Here is a 16,135-nt window from a genome sequence, read left to right as displayed (position 1 = left end):
CTTGTTGGGAGGAGAGGATCAGGAATTTCCGGAAGCGTAAAGCGCGGGCGGCGAGCGCGGCGGTAGGCCAGCTATGCGTCGCGAGCGTGCACCGGCTCCATCCTGCGATGGTCGCTGCAGCCGCTCGCGGTCGGCTGCAGCAGGCGCTGGGCCGCAAGCAGATCCGGTGTCCCGAACCCCTCGGTGAACTCGTGATAGATCGGCGAGAGCAGCCGGACAGCCTTGGATCTGCGGTAGGTGGCGATCCAATGTGCCGCGAGATCGGTCGCGATCCGCAATTGGAACGTCAGCGCGCCTATCCTGCGCGCTTCCGCGAGCGCTTGCTGAAACCGCTTTTCGGCGCGCAGCGGCTCGCCGGTGTGGAGAAGGATCGCGGCGTCAACTCTCTGGAGCTCCGGACGGCACCAGCGCTCGCCTTGGCGTTCCTGATGCTCGATCGCCCGCGTGATGGCTTCTTGCGCCTCCGCGATCCGCCCTTGCCTCAGATAGGCGCGGGCGAGGACCGCGAGATAGCTGCCGATCCGCATCAAGAACCGGCATTCTGTCAGTTCGTCGATCGCGGCTCGAATATCCTCCACCGCGCGTGGATCGCCCCGCAGGTCGCGAAGGCATGCGGAGAAATAGCGCTCGACCGGAACCCAGCGTGAGATGCGCTCGCGTTCAAGGTTGCGACGCAATCGCTCAGTGTAGCTCGCGAGCGCGTCAAGATTGCCGGTTTCGAGCGCAACGGGAAGGGCGGCGAGCCCAAATGCGTTCGACTGTGACACCCAATGGCCGCTGCGGTCCGCGGCATCGATGGCGTCCTTGGCGAGTCTCGCCGCGTAGTCCGCTTGCCCTTGCATCCACGCGACGAAGGGCAGATTGAAGCGGACGGTGATGAACCGATAGACTTCGTTCGCGTCCTTGCGCGAACGCCCTTCGGCCAGCGAGTAGGTCGCTGCAAGACGGTCGAGAACAGGGCGGCTCCTGCTCAATTCGCCGGCAAAAGCGCGAGCCCAGGCCAGCGCGCGATCGGCTTCGGACGTCGCCGTCAGATCGCGATCGCGGTCGGCGAGCTCGGTGGCCTCTTCAAGATAAGATATGGCGCGCTCGACCTGGCCGATCTGCAGCAGGTAGAAGCCGAACCCGACCAGCGCCCGCTGCTGATATTCGATGTTGCCGGCCCGCTTTGCAAAGAGGATGGCATCGAGCCAGGCAATCTCGTTCTCATTCGACATCTTGCGGGCGTAGAAGAGGCTCCACCCAAGGGCGCAGGCGAGTTTTGTCTTCGACAGATCGTCGCACGGGACGGTCTTGGCCAATGCGAGCGCGTCCGCATACCGCGCCTGCGCTTCCGACAGGATCGACGTCTCCGACCACAAGGTGATCGCCGCAACCGTGAGCCTGATCCCGAGTACGGCATCGCCGTGCTCGCCGAACGCCCATGAAAGAGCGGCGCGCAAGTCGGCGATGCGGCCAAGGTAACGCTGGGTCCAATCGGCCGGCTCGCGCCAGTTCCACTCCTCCTCGGACTGCTCGAACAGCGTGAGGACACGTTGCGCATGACGGCGCAGCGCCTGGTCGCAGGCAGGATCGGCCCGGCGCCGCTCGCTCGCATAGCGGCATGTGCTGTCGAGCAGGCGATAGCGCAGGCTCGCGCCATGTGCCTGCGCGCTCAGGAGCGATTTGGCAACGAGACTGCCGAGGCCGGTGACGACGTCGACCGGCGTGAGCCCTGCCGCTTCGGCGACGAAGACCGCGTCCTCGACCTCGAATGCGTCGCTGAACACCGAGAGCAGGCCGAACAGTCTGGCTTCCCGCTGCGACAGCAGTCTGAAGCTCCAGTCGATCGTCGCCATCAGCGTTTCATGACGCGGCGGCGCGCCATCGGCGGCGGGGGCACGAAAACCCAAATTCTGGTCGAGCAACTCCACCAATTGGTGAGGATTGAACCTGCCGATCTGGGCTGCCGCCAATTCGATGGCCAGCGGGAGGCCGTCGAGCGAGTGGCAGATTGTGGCAACGGCCTCGCAATCATCATCGACGAATTGGTAGTCCGCCCATTCGGCGGCGCGGCTGACGAACAATTGCACTGCCGGAAACCTGACGGCTTGATCTGGGGTCAGGGCGTGGCCGGGTTTGGGTGAGACCAGGGAGCCGAGCCGGACGACGTGCTCGGTGGCGGTGCCGAGCGGTTCGCGGCTCGTCGCAAGCAGCTTGGACGGCGATGCCTCCGCCATGAACCTGCCGGCGAAGATCGTTGCGGCTGGCAGGACGTGCTCGCAATTGTCCAGAATGACCAGCATCTGCCGCGGTTTCAGATAGTCGATGGCCGCAGCCAGGCTGTTGTCCGGATTGCCCCTGATGCCCAATGCCGTCACCAGTGCGGCGCCGAACAGCGTCGGGTCGGAGATCGTTGCGAGATCGACGAAGCACACGCCGTCGCGGCACTGTGGCGCAAACGCCTGGGCTACAGCCAAGGCAACCGTCGTCTTGCCGATTCCTCCGGCGCCCGCCAGGGTCACGTGCCTGTTGCCGGTCAACAGACCGGTAATTTCGTCGATTTCCGCTTCACGACCAACGATGCCGCGCAGCAATGGCGGACTGGACGAGGGGAGCGGTTCGGCGAGCGCAAGATCGTCGTCGATCTCGCCGATGCTGATCTGCACCTGCGCGATGAACTTGTATCCACGGCGCGCCACGGTCGCGATGTAGAGGGGCTCGATCTGGGTGTCTCCCAGCGAACGCCGCAAGCTCCACATGTTGACCTTGAGATTGCTGTCGTGGACGAAGGTGCCCGGCCAGGCCGCCGCCATCAGTTCGGTCTTGCTGACCAGCTCGCCGCAGCGCTGTACCAGCACATGCAAGAGTTCGAATGCGCGTCCGCCCAGCTTGACCGGACGCCCGTCGAGAAGCAGCAACTGGCGGCGCGGAATCAGCCGAAAGGGGCCGAAGCAGTAAGTGAGCTCCCGTCGGTCCGTGCCCCGTTGGCGTGTCTCCGTGGCAGCCCGCATTGCTCATTCCAGTCGATCAATCAGATCGCCAGAATTATCATGCACTGCACAATAGTTAAAGAGAGCCGTTCGGAATTCGCCCGATTGCGCGGCTTTGTCCGAAACAGGGCTGCGACAAATTCGCTCGCGTGCTGCGGCGTGCTCGCTTGCGCAGCCTTCAGCTAATTTTTGGGCTTGCCAAGAACGGCCATGTGCATGACCTCGACGCCGCCGTCGGCGAGTTCTGGCAGCCTGGCGAACCAGTCCTTTACGTATGGCATCGCGTTGTGCGCGTCGAAATCGGCTCGGGTGGCGAAAATCTCGTAGAAGATGAAATGACCCGGCTTGGTGCGATCTTCCTGAAGGAAATATACCAGGTTTTTGGGATCGCCACGGACCAGCTCGATCAGCGGCAGGGTGGCCGCGCGCAGCAGATCCTCCTTTCCAGGCTTGGCTCGCACCTGCGCCACGACGGAATATGCGCCTTCCTGAACCTGTTGATAGCGAACGCCTGGCGCTTCCTGCACTGCGGCGGAAAGTGTCGTCGTGACGAGCAACAAGGCGGTTAGCAAGAAAAATCGGACAGTTTGCATGACGAGGTCCTCTGCAGGTAAGTAAGCCGCGGGCGGCCGGGTCAGGGGCGCTGACCGGTCGCCTGCCGCGTCCAAGGAATTAGCGCACGATCTTTTGCTGCCGCTTCGCCAAGGCCTCGCTGAAGCGCTTCTTGACGGGGCCGAGCGCCTTGACGAACTCGAGCTGTTCGCCTTCGGGCCCCTTGCAGTAGATCAGCTCCCAACCGTTCGAAGGTTCGGCGGTCACCCGGTTCGTGTTGGTGCTGCGGGGCGCGGCCTTGCGATCCGCTTCCGTCATGAGACGGATGGTGCGGTTCGCTCTCACCTGCGTCATGCCGCGGCGCGCCGATTCCGCTTCGAGATCGGCAATGAACTTGTTGAAGTCCACATCGTCGCGAACATAGAAGCAGATGTGCATCATGCGCGGGAAAGCAGGACTCATGTGCTCCAGCGGTTCGGCGAAGCTCTTGGCGCTGCCGACGGGCTGATCAGCCTCGCGATATTGCAGCAGCTCCAGCACCATGTTGTCGAACTGGATGAAGCGGACATCGAGCCGCTGTGCCCCGCTTCGCAAGTCGGGCACGCCGATGGTTCGCGGATTGACCCCACGTGCATTCGCCTCGATTTCCTGGTCGGCCAACAGCGTGTTCTGCACCCCGTCGCCCTGGAAGTCGCCGTGCCGGAACACCTCGGTGCCGCCAAGCACCTCCGTGTAGAACTGGTAGGCCCGCTCCATGTTCTGGACCGTCAGCCCGAAATGCTGGACGCCCTGGAGCCGCGCCCCGAGCGGCGCCTCGTCGCGCTCGCCATCCTGTGTCGCGGCCCGCGCGTCGATGGCCGTGCCGGCTATGATGCCGGTGACGACGGCGGCGCCGGCGGTCTGAAGCAGGGCGCGGCGGTCCATGCCGGTGGGGTTGTTGGTTTCATCTGTCATGTTGCTCTCCTTGGTCATTGGGTGGATTGGTCAATCGGCGGCGGGAAGCGGAGCTGCGGGGCTGACCAGCCCCTCGGAGCGCAGCTCGCGCCAGAACTCCGCCGGGATGGCTTCCTCGAGCGCCGCGCGATCCTCGGCGATGCGGCTTGGGCGGCTCGCACCGGGAATGACGGCGGCAACCACGGGATTGGCGAGCGCGAACTGCAGGCCGGCCGCCTTCATGCTGATCCGATAGCGGTCTGCGATCGCCTTGATCCGCGCCACCTTCTTGAGGATTTCGGGAGGCGCCGGCGCATATTCGAAGTTCGGGCCGCCGACGAGCGCGCCGGAACTGTAGGGGCCGCCGACCACGATCGCGAGCTCGTGCTCGGCGGCCATCGGCATCACCCGCTGCAGCGCCCTTGCGTGGTCGAGCAGCGTGTATCGGCCCGCGAGCAGGAAGCCGTCGGGGCGCGGCTCTTCGAGCGCGAGCAGCAGCTCGATCGGCTCGACCCGGTTGACACCGAGTCCCCACCCCTTAATCACGCCCTCGTCCCGCAGCTGGTCGAGGGCCTTGAACGCGCCCTTGCGGGCGCTTTCGAACACCGAGAGCCACTCGTCGCCGTAGAAGTCCTGCGCTACGTCGTGCACGAAGACGACGTCGATGTGGGAGGTGGCGAGCCGCTTCAGGCTGTCCTCGATCGAGCGCAACGTTCCGTCCCGGGAATAGTCGTTCACGATCCGATTCGGGCGTCCGTGTCTGAAGACGCCGCCCTTCTCGCCGAGGTCGCGGGCACCAACATCCTCGATCTCGTCCAGGATCAAGCGGCCGACCTTGGTGCTGAGCACGTAGTCGCTCCGCTTGCGGCCGGCGAGCGCGGCGCCGATGCGGATCTCGGCAAGCCCTGCGCCGTAGAACGGCGCGGTGTCGAAATAGCGGATGCCGTCCTCCCAGGCTGCGTTCACTGTCGCGAGCGCTTCCTGCTCCGGGATGTCGTGGAACATGTTTCCGAGCGGCGCTGCGCCGAACCCCAGTTTTCCCGGCAGAATATCCTTGAGCGCCATGGTGCGAATCCTTGTCTGCGACGGGCATGTCCGTGGGGGGCGCGGCCGATCTCACTGCGTCGCTGACGTGTCTGCGCTTCTGATGAACTCCGCGACCTCGCGCGGATGCGACAGCATGACCGCGTGGCTGCTCTTCATCTCCGTCACCTTCGCGCCCGAACGCTTGGCCATGGTGCGCTGTGCGGTCGGCGGGATCATGTGATCCTCGCTCGTCACCATGTAATAGGTCGGCTTGGTCTTCCAGGCCACGCGATCGACCTTGGTCTGCACCGCCTGCAATCCCCAGGGCAGCTGCGCGGCGCCCATGAAGCGGGTCGTGGCCGGGTCGACATCGGCCGCGAAAGAGGTGGGGAATTTTGCGCGGTCGACGAGCAGATAATTGCCCTCGGTGACCAGCGGAGCTTTGTGCTCGCCGGCGGGCACCGGGGCTTCCGCCAGCGTGCTGACGGACTCTCCGGCGTCAGGAGCAAAGGCAGCGAGATAGACCAGGCTGCGAACCTTGGGATTGTCGCCGGCTTCCGTGATGACCATCCCACCATAGGAATGCCCGACCAGAATGACGGGATGCCGCGCCTTGGCGATCACGCGCTCGGTCTCGGCGACATCGTCGCGAAGCGTGATCGTCGGCTGCTGAACGACGAGCACCTCATAGCCCGCCTCCGAGAGGATGCCGTAGGTGTCCTTCCAGCCCGAGCCATCGACGAAGGCGCCGTGCACGAGAACAATCGAAACATTTCGGTCGGCGGCGGCCGCGGGGACGGCGGTTGCGATCGACAATGCGGCAAGCGCGGAGGTAAGCGGCTTCATAGCAGGCTCCTATCCTCGATACGGCGACATTGCCGTTGATGCGCCTTTCACTAGCGCAGGCCCGCATTGCGATATTTCCGATTCCTGCGCGATGACGCACGCATCTTGCTGAGGTGCGAGGAGATCAAGCTTGCGAAGCCGAACACGTCTGGCGCCAAGCCTTTGCCTTGGCTGGCTTTTACCTCTTTTAACCGTGCCGCCTCTGGACTTCGCTGGCGCAGCTTGTGAGTAATTCGCGATCGGCGTGGCAGTGACCGGGGCTGCAACTCACCACCGGATGGAATGATCGCTCGCGCGATACGGGGCCGGGAATCGCCGCAACGAAGCGGAGGTCGTAATGGCGCTCGTGACGCATGGAGATCACAAGTACAAGAACAGCGAGAAGCTCGCGGGGGTCAATGATTGGCCGGGGCTGAGCATCGAGCATCGCAAGTTCGAGGCAGGCTGTCAGGCAACGCCCGTTCCCATCTGCACCGAGCTCGTCATGCTGCTGTCGGGCGGGGGCATGGTGTGCCGTGCCGGCAACGGCGAAATCCAGAAAAGTCTTGCGCGTCCGGGCATGACTTATCTCGTGCCCGTGGGGACGCAGGAGAGCCATCTCGAGCTTTCGGACCGGATGGAATGTCTTCATCTCTATCTGCCGTCGACACTGCTTGACCACAGCGCGCTTGCGGATTTCGGCATCGATCCGGCCAAGGTCGAGATCGCCTATGCTCACGGCCTGGCGGACCAGGTGCTCTTCCACATCTGCTCGCCGCTTCGCGATCTGCTCCATCGCCCGCGCCACCCGACCGACGCGCTGTTCGTGGAGGGGATCCAGGTCACCCTCGCGGCGCATCTCCTGGGCAATTACACGATCGACCGCTGGCGCGCGCCCGACAAGTCGCCGGCGCTCGACGCGCGACGCCTGCAGCGCGTGCTGGACTATATCGAGGCGTCTCTCGGCAGCGATATCAGGTTGGAGGATCTGGCGACCCAAGCCTGCCTCAGCCCCTATCATTTTTCCCGGCTGTTTCGCGAGGCGACCGGACTGTCACCGCACCGTTATGTCACCGATCGCCGCGTCCACGCCGCGCGAGAGGAGCTCGCGCGCGACCACCTGTCGCTGGTCGAGATTGCCCTGGAGTTCGGTTTCGGCTCGCAGGCCAATTTCACGCGCGTATTCCGCAAGGCCGCAAATCTCACCCCGGGGCAGTATCGCGAATTGTGCTGTGGCCAGGTCGAGGTGAAAGCCGATTGGCTCGAAAGCCATTCCGCAGGGATTGCGCATGATCCAGCAGGATTCGGAAATACGGCGCAATGGGCGTCGAGCATTGCTGTTGCAGCGACCAGGTAGGCGAGAGGACATATCGGCATGATCGAGCTCAAGGTGAACGGGATCAAGCGCCAGGTCGACGTCGTGCCCGAGATGCCCCTGTTGTGGGTGCTGCGTGACGAACTGGGCATCACCAGCGCCAAATACGGCTGCGGGGTCGCGCAATGCGGGGCCTGCACCGTTCACATCGACGGCAAGGCGGTGCGGTCCTGCCAGGCCCATATCGGCGAGGTCGCGGGCAAATCGGTCGTCACGCTCGAAGGCCTGCACAACAAGGACCAAAATCCGGTCTTGCAGGCCTGGATCGCGCATCAGGTGCCGCAATGCGGCTACTGCCAGACCGGTCAGATCATGCAGGCCATCTCGCTTCTTGCATCGATCCCAAAACCGACTGACGAGCAGATCAACCAGGTGATGTCCGGCAATCTCTGCCGCTGCGGCACCTATCCGCGCATTCGTGCGGCGATCCATGCGGCCGCCGCAAACAAGATGGCGGAGAAGTGAGATGGGCGACATGCAAACCCTTTCGCGTCGGGCTTTCGTGTTCGGCTCTGCCGCGGTCGCCGGTGGCATCGTTTTCGGTGCCTATGGTCCGGCCGAAGCGACCGCGCCGAGTGCCGATGGCAATCCGCTGGCCGCCGGACTCGGCCCGAATTCCGTCACCTTCAATCCATGGGTCGAGATCAGCCCCGACAAGATCACGCTGATCGCGCAACACGCCGACATCGGCCAGGGCGTCGGCTCGGTGCAGCCGATCATGATCGCCGAAGAGATGGACCTCGACCCCGGCCAGTTCGAAGTCCGCTTCGCCGGCCCGAGTCCCGCTTACTTCAACACCGGATTCAAGGAGGAACTGGCGCCGTTCCTGGCCGCGGACCAGAGTCCTGAGGCCGAAGCGGCACGCGCTGCTGCGCTGGAAAGTCTTCGAAAATCCGGCCTGCAGATGACGGGCGGCTCGAGCACGATCCCGGACACCTATGACAAGCTGCGCGTGGCAGGGGCAGTTGCGCGTGAGACGTTGAAGGCAGCTGCGGCCAAACGTTCGGGCGTCGCCGTCGCCGACATCCGCACGCAATCCGGCCACGTGATCCTGCCTGACGGAAGCAAAATTCCGTACGTCTCACTGGCGGCCGAGGCCGCAAGAATTCCGCCGGTGCTCGATGCGCAGCCGCGCGATCCCTCGACATGGCGCATGCTGGGCAAGCCGATGACGCGCCTCGACGTGCGCGCCAAAGTGATGGGCGAACTGCAATTCGGCATCGACCTGAAGATGGAGGGCATGCTCTACGCCTCCGTCAAACTGAACCCCGGCAAGGGACAGCCGCTGAAATCCTACGACGCCAGCAAGGCGCGCGCGATGCCGGGCGTGAAGAAGATCCTCGAGATCAAGAACGGCGTTGCGGTGATCGCCACCAACAGCTGGTACGCGATGAAAGCCGTCGACGCCATCGCTTGCGAGTGGGCGCCTTCGGCCTATCCCGCCGAGCAGGCCGATCATTGGAAAGTGCTGGAATCATCGTTCAAGCCCGAATTCCTCGGCAAGGAGTGGCGGACGATCGGCGACGTCGGAGCCGGCCTGAAGACGGGCAAGCTCGTCGAAGCCGAATATCGCGCCCCTTACGTGGCGCATCAGCCGCTCGAGCCGCTGAACGGGATCGGTCTCGTCACCGACAAGGGCATGGAAATCTGGGTTGGCCATCAGAGCCCGCAGGCGGTGCAAGCCATCGCGGCGAACGCTATCGGCCTCAAGCCGGAGCAGGTCACCTTCCACAATCAATGGACCGGCGGAAGCTTCGGCCATCGTCTCGAATTCGAGAACGTCCGCGTGCTCGCCGAGATCGCCAATCAGATGCGCGGGACGCCGATCAAGCTCGTCTTCTCGCGCGAGGAGGATTTCCTTCAGGATATTCCGCGGCAGATTGCGATCGCGCGTCACAGGGGAAGCGTCGCCAACGGCAAGATCGTTGCGACCGACCTGCAATTGGCATCGACGGCGCCGTTCAAGGGACTGCTCGAGCGCATGGGTGCACCCTCGAAGGATCCCGATCCTCAATTGGCCGCCGGCACGTGGAACGTCTATTACGACATCCCCAACTTCCGCGCCATCAGCTACGAGGCGCAAGGGCTGTCGCCGTGCACCACCTGGCGCTCCGTGGGAGCGTCCACGGCCGGCTTCTTCACCGAAAGCTTCATTGACGAATTGATCCACGCAGCCGGCCTCGATCCCATGAAGGCGCGCATCGCGATGTGCAATGTGCCGCATTATCGCAAGCTGCTGGAGACGGTCGCGGAGATGTCGACCTGGAAGGGGCCGCTCGGCAACGGCAGGGGCCGCGGCGTCGCCTTCGTCGAGTCGTTCGGGACACCGGTTGCCGAGGTCGTCGAGGTGACGGCGACGGACCGTGGCGTCCGGATCGACAAGGTCTGGGTCGCGGTCGACGTCGGCAAGGTGATCGATCCCGTCAATTTCGAGAACCAGGTCCAGGGCGGCGTCGTCTGGGGCCTAGGCCACGCGATCAATTGCGAAATCACCTACTCAAAAGGCGCGGCGCAGCAGACCAATTACAATCACCATGAGGCGATGCGGATCCACCAATGCCCGGTCATCGAAGTTCGCGGGCTCGAGAACGATCCGAAGGTGAGGGGCCTCGGAGAGCCGCCGGTGCCACCCGCCGCGCCTGCGCTTGCCAATGCGATCTTCGCGGCGACCGGAAAGCGCATCCGCGAAATGCCCTTCAACAAGTTCATCGATTTCGTGTGAGACACGCCATGCAGAGATCTCTGATCGCGTTGGTCTTGGCAGCGTCGGCCGTCGCCGCCCTGACCGGGATCGTCGCCGCGAAGGACGAGGCCGCCAAGGACCTGCTGCCGCCCGGTAGCGTCAGCCGCGCCGAGGGGCTGGAGGCGTGGAAGCGGATCGAAGCCGTCGTGACCCATCCACGGTGTGCCAACTGCCATGTCGATGCCAAGGCGATACCGATCTGGACGCCGGCCGGCGAAACCAAGCCTCGCCCGCATGGCATGAACATCCATGGCGGCGAGAGCCGCATCGGAGCGGAAGCGATCCCGTGCTCGACCTGCCACATGACCTCGACCCAGGCGAACGAGCCGGCGCCGTCGCCGCCGCGCGCCGGCATCGATTGGCAGCTCGCCCCGGTGGCTTTCATCTGGTTCGGCAAGAGCGGCGCCGAGATCTGCGCGCAGATGAAAGATCCCAAGCGCAACGGCGGTCGCGACGCCGCTGGTCTCGTCGGGCATTTGCGGCACGATGCCTCGCTGAGCGGCTTCATCCCGCGCGGCTGGGCGCCCGGAGCCGGCCGCTCAACGCCGCCCGGCACCTTCGAGGATCACGTCAAGGACATGGCGATGTGGGGCGCGGCCGGACAGCCCTGTCCGAATTGAGGCGGTCTCCGCACCGCGGCAAGGCGATCCCAGATAGCATTATCGAAAGGAGAAAACCATGACCCAACACGTCCTCTTCATTGTCACCAACGCAGCCGTGATCGGACCGCATAGTCGCAAGACCGGCTTCTTTTTCGCCGAGGTTGCCCATCCTTTCGAGGTGCTCGACAAGGCTGGGATCGCGGTGGAGTTCGCGTCGCCGGCCGGGGGGTGGACGCCTTACGATGCATATGACGAGAAAGATCCTGCTCAGAAGGATTTCCTCGCCAGCAAAGCCTTTCGCCGCCTGAATCACAGCCGTAAATTATCCGAGGTGGATGCCGCCGACTACGACGCCATCCTGATACCCGGCGGTCTTGGTCCCATGGTGGACATCCAGCGCAATGCGGCGGTCCAAAGTGCCGTTGTGCGAGCCTGGAGCACCGGCAAGCTCGTCGCCGCTGTCTGTCACGGGCCGTGCGCGCTGCTTGGCGTCGACCTCGGCGATGGCGTCCCGTTCGTGCGCGGCAAGAAGCTGACATCCTTTTCGAAGAAGGAAGAGTACGACTATGCGCGCGATGACGTACCTTACGAGCTCGAGGATGCGTTGAGGGCAGAGGGTGCCGAGTACTCGTCCGCGGCCAATTGGCAACCTCACGTCGTCGTCGATGGCCGGCTCATCACGGGCCAGAACCCCGCCTCTGCCGGAGCGCTCGGAAAAGAGTTGCTGGCCGCCCTCAAGGATAGGAGCAGCGGCGCGAAAACCTGAAGATTCGCAAGGACGAATTCGAGCGGGATGGGCGCGGCATCTGAAGCTGTGCTTACATCCCTCTTTGCAGCAGGGCTATCGCATTTGGGAGTTTCCCCGGCGGCCATCCTTCGAGACGCCCGCTATGGGCGGGCTCCTCAGGATGAGGGCGGAGTGCGCGGCAGCCATTTCAACGAGCACTGATGCTGACTAGCCTCATTCTGAGGAGGCGCGTCAGCGCCGTCCCGAAGGACGAGGCGTGCGCGCAGGCCGCCGCCACAAGTCATATCCGATTGCTCTGCTATTTGCAGCTCTGGCAGATCATCAGCTTTCGCTTCAACGCCTCATCTTCTTGATCGAGACCATCCGGATTGGACCTGGCGTCCCTTGCTGCGCGTGAACGCACGGCCGGCGTCACGCGGCTCGGAGTGCCAACGTCATCGACGGTGCCGACGCTGAAGCCATCGTAGTCGGCGGCTGGATTCGGTTGAGGCCGGCCAATCACGGAAGGCTCCCTGCTGGACGTCGCTGCTGGAGTTCCGTTCGTCGTTACCCGGGGGGGCTTGGTGGCACCCGGGCGTGGCGGCGCTGCATCGGGCCGAGCAAGCGAAACCGGCGGCGCGGCCGAAGTTTGGCCTCTGGCGCTGTCGTGCGGCCAGGCGACGACAGACATGAGGCCGATCGTCAGGAGCATCACGCGTCTCATCCGCATTCTCTCGGCAGCGCTGGTTGATCGATTGGCGGCATGGCTCGTCGAGCCCGTTCCGCCGGAGAATATCAGCACCCAGAGGGCCGTCAAAGCGCCGTAGCCTGGATGAAGCTAGGCGCAATCCGGATTATTGTTTCCGCGAGCGCTACGCCGTTTCCTGCAGCGCCCGCCGCAGCCTTCGGATGATGACGCCGCGGGCGCGGTCGTCGGCGGCGGCTGCGACGCGATCGTTGATGTCGAGCATCAGCTCGGACATCTCGTTGTGCCAGTCGAGACGCGTCACGGCCTCCGGCGACAGTCGCCGGCGATGATCGGCGTCGAGCACGCGCGGTTCGGGTGCCGCGAGCTCGAAAGTGTCGTCCAGCATCGGCTGGTAGATCCTGGCCGCGGGAATGATGCGCTCGGCGACGCGCTCGGCCAGGCCCGCAACCGCCGCTTCCTCGCCGTGGACCAGGAACAGCCCGCGCGCGATGGGACGACGCGCCGCGATCCAGCTGGCCATGCCGGCGCCGTCGGCATGACCCGAATATTCGTCGATCATGCGGATGCGGGCGGCGACCTTGATCTCGTCGCCCTGGATGCGGACGGCCTTGGCCCCGTTCTGAAGGAAGCGGCCGAGCGTGCCGTTGGCCTGGAAGCCGGCCAGAAGCACGGTCGCGCGCTCGTTCCACAGCCAGCGCTTCAGATGATGGCGGATCCGGCCCGCATCGCACATGCCGCTCGCAGCGATGATGATGTGAAATCCGGACAGACGCATGATCGCCTTGCTCTCGTCCGCGGTCTCGGTGAATTTCAGATGCGGCGAGTTGAGCAGGCGCGTGGCGTCGACCGACGGATCGAGGCTCTCGGAATGGCGGCGGAACACTTCGGTCGCGCGGATCGCGAGCGGTGAATCGAGGAAAATCGGCGCCGTCGGAATCTCGCGGTGCTCCATCAGGTCGACGAGATCGACGATCAGCTCCTGGGTGCGCTCGACCGCGAAGGCCGGCAGCAGCAGCGCGCCGCCGGCCGCCGCGGCATCGCGCACCTCGGCCGCGAGGTGCTTGCGGCGAAGCGCAGGTGTCGTGGCCTCGCGCGCGCGGTCGCCATAGGTCGATTCCGAGATGACGTAGTCGAAATCGCTCGGCGCTTCGGGATCGGGCTGGAGCAGCTTGGCCTCCGGCCCGACGTCGCCGGAGACGAGCACGCGCAGCGGCCGCGCCGCGCCTTGCTCGGCGATTTCCAGCTCGATCGACGCGGAGCCGAGCAAATGGCCGGCGTTCCAGTAGCGTGCGCGGACGCCGGGGATCACGTCGGTCCATCGTTCGTAGTCGACGGCGCGGAACGATCGCAGCGATGCGATCGCGTCGGCCTGCGTGTAGATCGGCTCGACCTCCTTGCGCCCGCGCGAGGCGTTGCGCCGGTTGAGCTGCTTGACCTCCGATTCCTGGATGTTGCCGGCATCGGGCAGCATGTAGGAGCAGAGGTCGATCGTGCCGCGCGTCGCCAGGATCGGCCCCTCGAAGCCCGCGCGCACGAGCTTCGGCAAGAGACCGCTATGGTCGATGTGAGCGTGCGTGAGCAGCACCGCATCGATGTCGGCGGGGCGAAACGGAAAGGCGCGATAATTGAGCTCCTTCAGCGTCTTCTGGCCCTGGAACAATCCGCAATCGACCAGGAAACAGCCGCTTGCGGTCTGGAACAGATAGCTCGAGCCGGTCACGGTGCGGGTGGCACCGCAGAATCGAACGGTGATGCTCATCTGTCATTCTCCGAGAGGCTTGCCGTTGATCGCATAGCCGTTGTCGGCCGCAGTCGCGCTGGCCGCCAAATCGTGCTCCGACCGGCCGAACGTGTAGACGCGATAGAGTGGCTCGCCCTGCTCGACGCGGTCGCCGATCTTCTTGAACAGGCGGATGCCTGCGCCCTTGTCGAGCGGCGCGCCGGCGGTGCGGGCGAGGCGGTTCAGACGCAGGCAGTCGATTGCGGACACGATGCCGTCATGCCTCGCCTCGACGTCGAAGCTGAGCGGTCCGAGCTCGTTGCTGCATGTCGAGGGGCCCTGTGCGTCGATGATCTTCTGCATCTGCTTCAGTGCCGCGCCGCTATCCAGCAGTTCGCGCGCCCGGGCATAGCCGGCCCCGCCGCGCAGCTTGGGATCGTATTCCAGCAGATGGGCGGCGAGCCGGAGCGACTTCTCGCGCAGATCGCGCGGCGCATCCTTGTCGTTGCCGAGCACCGCCATGACGTCGTTGGCCTCCAGCACCGGCCCGATGCCGTTGCCGATCGGCTGGCTGCCGTCGGTCGTGATCACCTCGACCGTCCGGCCGAAGCGGTCGCCGACGAATTCGAACAGCTTTCGCAGCCGCATGGCCTCGACGCCGCCGGTGACCTTCGCGGTCGGCCCGACCGGAATGTCGATCAGCAGATGGGTCGAGCCTGCCGCGATCTTCTTGGACATGATGGACGCGACCATCTGCTCGCGAGTATCCAGGCTCAGCGGGCGCTCGACCGAGATCAGGACGTCGTCGGCCGGCGACAGGTTCACGTGCCCGCCCCAGATCAGGCAGCCGTTGCAGGAGGAGACGATCGCCTTCATCTCCTCGACGGAGATATTCACCCGCGCCAGCACCTCCATCGTGTCGGCGGTGCCGGCCGGCGAGGTGATCGCGCGCGAGGAGGTCTTCGGGATCGGCAGGCCATGCGCGGCGACGATCGGCACCACCACCATCGAGGTGCGGTTGCCGGGGATGCCGCCGATGCAATGCTTGTCGACGACGACAGGGGTCGGCCAGACCAATTGCGTGCCGGCCTGCGCCATGGCCCCCGTGAGGGCGAGCAGCTCGTCGCTGGTGATGAAGCTCGCCGATCCGATCAGGAAGGCGGCGATCTCCATGTCGGAGTAGCGATAATGGGCAAGGTCGCTGATGATCGCGCCGATCTCGGCCTGGCTCAGAGTTCGTCCGCGGATCTTCGCACGCACCGCTTCCAGGCTCTCCGGAGGCGAGGCGGGCCTGACCGTGACCTCCGTTCCGACCGCTTCGGCGAAGCGCCGGAACGCAGGCTCGGAGAGGCCGATCTCGTCGGGAGCCGCGAGCGTATCGTCGTCCGTGATCAGCAGGGTCGCCAGCAGAACCTTGCCGCCCTGACGAAGCTCGACGCGGCTGAAACCGCGGAAGATCTCCGCGCGCAGCGCCTTGGAGCGCCTCGAGACGACGACGACGTTCTCACGGCCGGTGTCGAGGCGGACGCGGCGGATCTTCAGTTGGGAATGCGGAAGGTCTGGATGCATGGACGGGCCGGCAGCAGGGAGTCGGACCTCCATGCTTAGACGTCGCCGTCCCGATGCTGTTGACCCAGATCATGGCCCGCCGCTCCGGCGGGCAGCCGCTGCGCAGGCCGTTGGCCGGCGGTTACTTCATCGCCGTGCTGACCGAGTTGAACTTGTTGTTGAGCAGCGCAGCGCCCGTGCTGTTGACGATGGTCACGATTGCCAGAGCGATCCCTGCGGCGATCAGGCCGTACTCGATTGCGGTTGCGCCATTCTCATCGGCAAGGAAGGACCTAAGCAGACGCATTGCCAACTCCTGTTCATCCGATCCGATGGATGGTCGCGTCGTTATCGGACTTGCAAATCGATCGAATAAATCTCCGAGCGCGCCAGAACACGGCGA

General features: G+C 64.7%; 13 protein-coding genes. 5 read left to right on the top strand and 8 right to left on the bottom strand.

Annotated features, from left to right (window positions below; all coding sequences use genetic code 11):
• Window positions 1-71 precede the first annotated feature (71 nt).
• The 5 genes from I6F21_RS11835 to I6F21_RS11815 form a co-directional block, all read right to left on the bottom strand.
• Window positions 72-2,993, bottom strand: a complete 2,922-nt coding sequence (locus tag I6F21_RS11835; RefSeq protein ID WP_225183150.1) for a winged helix-turn-helix domain-containing protein — start codon at window positions 2,991-2,993, stop codon at window positions 72-74.
• Window positions 2,994-3,154: 161 nt separating this feature from the next.
• The gene (locus I6F21_RS11830) at window positions 3,155-3,565 is read right to left on the bottom strand and encodes a putative quinol monooxygenase (protein ID WP_225139478.1); all 411 of its coding nucleotides are present in this window, start codon (window positions 3,563-3,565) and stop codon (window positions 3,155-3,157) included.
• A 79-nt stretch (window positions 3,566-3,644) separates the two neighbouring features.
• A complete protein-coding gene (locus tag I6F21_RS11825; protein WP_225139477.1) occupies window positions 3,645-4,478 on the bottom strand; it encodes a VOC family protein in 834 nt (277 codons plus the stop codon).
• A 30-nt stretch (window positions 4,479-4,508) separates the two neighbouring features.
• Entirely contained in the window at window positions 4,509-5,522 is a 1,014-nt protein-coding gene (locus tag I6F21_RS11820; RefSeq protein WP_225139476.1) for an aldo/keto reductase, read from the bottom strand.
• Between the two features lie 51 nt (window positions 5,523-5,573).
• Window positions 5,574-6,329, bottom strand: coding sequence for an alpha/beta hydrolase (locus I6F21_RS11815; RefSeq protein WP_225111739.1), 756 nt, complete (start codon window positions 6,327-6,329; stop codon window positions 5,574-5,576).
• 337 nt (window positions 6,330-6,666) lie between these two features.
• Here I6F21_RS11815 and I6F21_RS11810 point away from each other — a divergent pair, with 337 nt between their 5' ends.
• The 5 genes from I6F21_RS11810 to I6F21_RS11790 are packed head-to-tail and all read left to right on the top strand — an operon-like array spanning window position 6,667 to window position 11,794.
• On the top strand, window positions 6,667-7,665 hold the full coding sequence (locus I6F21_RS11810; RefSeq protein WP_225139475.1) for an AraC family transcriptional regulator: 999 nt from the start codon (window positions 6,667-6,669) through the stop codon (window positions 7,663-7,665).
• Between the two features lie 18 nt (window positions 7,666-7,683).
• Window positions 7,684-8,148, top strand: a complete 465-nt coding sequence (locus tag I6F21_RS11805; RefSeq protein ID WP_036023261.1) for a (2Fe-2S)-binding protein — start codon at window positions 7,684-7,686, stop codon at window positions 8,146-8,148.
• Window position 8,149: 1 nt separating this feature from the next.
• Complete coding sequence (locus I6F21_RS11800) at window positions 8,150-10,405, top strand: molybdopterin cofactor-binding domain-containing protein (protein WP_225139474.1); 2,256 nt, start codon at window positions 8,150-8,152, stop codon at window positions 10,403-10,405.
• 8 nt (window positions 10,406-10,413) lie between these two features.
• Window positions 10,414-11,046 (top strand): hypothetical protein, encoded by a 633-nt coding sequence (locus I6F21_RS11795; protein WP_036023264.1) that lies wholly within the window; start codon window positions 10,414-10,416, stop codon window positions 11,044-11,046.
• A 58-nt stretch (window positions 11,047-11,104) separates the two neighbouring features.
• Complete coding sequence (locus I6F21_RS11790; RefSeq protein ID WP_036005815.1) at window positions 11,105-11,794, top strand: type 1 glutamine amidotransferase domain-containing protein; 690 nt, start codon at window positions 11,105-11,107, stop codon at window positions 11,792-11,794.
• An 833-nt stretch (window positions 11,795-12,627) separates the two neighbouring features.
• Here the strand turns inward: I6F21_RS11790 and I6F21_RS11780 are convergent.
• The 3 genes from I6F21_RS11780 to I6F21_RS11770 form a co-directional block, all read right to left on the bottom strand.
• On the bottom strand, window positions 12,628-14,223 hold the full coding sequence (locus I6F21_RS11780) for an MBL fold metallo-hydrolase (RefSeq protein WP_225183149.1): 1,596 nt from the start codon (window positions 14,221-14,223) through the stop codon (window positions 12,628-12,630).
• Window positions 14,224-14,226: 3 nt separating this feature from the next.
• On the bottom strand, window positions 14,227-15,753 hold the full coding sequence (locus I6F21_RS11775; RefSeq protein WP_225139471.1) for a thymidine phosphorylase family protein: 1,527 nt from the start codon (window positions 15,751-15,753) through the stop codon (window positions 14,227-14,229).
• Window positions 15,754-15,874: 121 nt separating this feature from the next.
• Window positions 15,875-16,039, bottom strand: a complete 165-nt coding sequence (locus I6F21_RS11770; RefSeq protein ID WP_036005811.1) for a Flp family type IVb pilin — start codon at window positions 16,037-16,039, stop codon at window positions 15,875-15,877.
• Window positions 16,040-16,135: the final 96 nt, after the last annotated feature.

Source organism: Bradyrhizobium sp. NBAIM03 (assembly GCF_020194055.1).
Lineage (GTDB): Bacteria > Pseudomonadota > Alphaproteobacteria > Rhizobiales > Xanthobacteraceae > Bradyrhizobium > Bradyrhizobium yuanmingense.
This window is presented reverse-complemented; position numbering and strand designations above follow the sequence as displayed.